General features: G+C 60.3%; 1 protein-coding gene and 1 pseudogene. One reads left to right on the top strand and one right to left on the bottom strand.

Annotation, left to right across the window (positions count from 1 at the left end; translation table 11 throughout):
* Positions 1-42: 42 nt before the first annotated feature.
* Positions 43-324: pseudogene (locus BLR85_RS30185) on the top strand (transposase); the annotation flags it as partial.
* 236 nt (positions 325-560) lie between these two features.
* On the opposite strand, the gene BLR85_RS28260 reads toward BLR85_RS30185, so the two are convergent.
* A complete protein-coding gene (locus tag BLR85_RS28260; protein ID WP_280138544.1) occupies positions 561-1,502 on the bottom strand; it encodes an IS110 family RNA-guided transposase in 942 nt (313 codons plus the stop codon).
* Positions 1,503-1,518 lie beyond the last annotated feature (16 nt).

The raw sequence follows: 1,518 nt of genomic DNA, 5'->3' as shown, positions 1-1,518 counted from the left end.
CCAACTGGGGTAGGTTTACCCCTCATTTTGGAGGGTCGTAAGATGGCTGGAAAACAAGAGAAGCCCGAGGATATCGACTCGAAGCTGCGGCAGGTTGAAGTGCTGCAAGGGCAAGGAATGACCGTCGCCGATGCGGTGCGTCAGATCGGCGTGACGCAGCAAACCTACTACCGCTGGCGCAAGCTCTATGGTGGGATGGGGCGTACTCAGCTGAAGCGCCTGAAGGAGCTTGAGAAGGAGAACCAGAGACTTCGAAGGGCTGTGTCTGATCTGACCCTGGACAAGCTGATCCTGACGGAAGCTGCACGGGGAAATGTATGGTCCGCCCTGGGTGTGCAAGTGCGATCTTCTGATGCGCTGAACTGTTGCGTCAATGTATCCGGCCTCTCTGTGGAACGCATTGCTCCGGGCCTCGATGCGTATCCGCTGCCGCATGTCGCTTGATACTTACCCGGCCATTCACGGCCAGTTTCCCCTGTCAGCATCCATGGGTGGCGGATCGTTGCAGCGCCATCGTCTGTCTCACCTCTCTCGCCGTCTCCTGGTTCGTCTGCCTTCGATCAGCAGGCGCTGGACCGATATTCCTTCTCATTGGCAAGGACCGACCACGCGATCCGTGCCAGCTTGTTGGCCAAAGCCACGGTCGCGACATTCTTGTGGACGCGCCGTTCCAGATCATCGAGCCATTCGCCGATCATGTGGTTGGATCGATTGCCGTTCAACTTGAAGCTCCGGGCGCCATGGAGGAACATTCGGCGCAGGTAGGTATTCCCGCGTTTGGTGATGCCTCCCAGATGGGTCTTGCCGCCCGTCGACATCTGGCGCGGCACCAGCCCCAACCAGGCAGCAAAGTCGCGCCCGCGTCCAAAGGCCGATCCGTCGGCGACAGCCGCGATCATCGCCGTTGCAACCAGCGGTCCGACGCCCGGAACCGTCATCAGCCGCTGGCAGTCCGGGTCCTTTTTGGCAAGCAGTTCCAGCTCACGCGATAGATCCCGGACAGCGGCATACGTTGCTTGCCACTCCGCCCAGAGGCTAGAGATTAAAATCCGCATGGCGGGCGAGAACATGCTGTTTTCTTCCCCCAGGAGCTCCTGCACGACCCCATGCAATCCACCGCGTCCATTGCACATCGTGATCCCGTGCTCGACCAGCAGGCCCCGGATCTGGTTGTTCACCGCAGTTCGGCGACTGACAAGGCGGTCCCGGACCCGATGCACGGCCTGAAGCTCCAACTGTTCCCGCGTTTTTATCGGAACGAGCCGCATGGTGGGGCGTTGGACGGCCTCGCAGATCGCCTCAGCATCAAGAAAGTCATTCTTCTGGGTTCGGAGATACGGCTTCACATACTGCGCGAGCATCAGGCGTGCGTCGTGTCCCATCTCGCCAAGCGTTCTGGCGATGTAGTGGGCGCTGGCGCATGCCTCCATCCCAACCAAGCACGGTGGCAGGGACCGGAACAGGGCGAACAATTGCGGTCGTGTGTATTTCCGCCGCTTCACGATGTTGCCCGCGCCG

It is taken from the genome of Aliiruegeria lutimaris (assembly GCF_900099935.1).
In the GTDB taxonomy this organism is placed as follows: Bacteria; Pseudomonadota; Alphaproteobacteria; order Rhodobacterales; family Rhodobacteraceae; genus Tropicimonas; species Tropicimonas lutimaris.
Note: the sequence above shows the minus strand (reverse complement) of the source record. Positions and strands in the feature narration are given on the sequence as shown.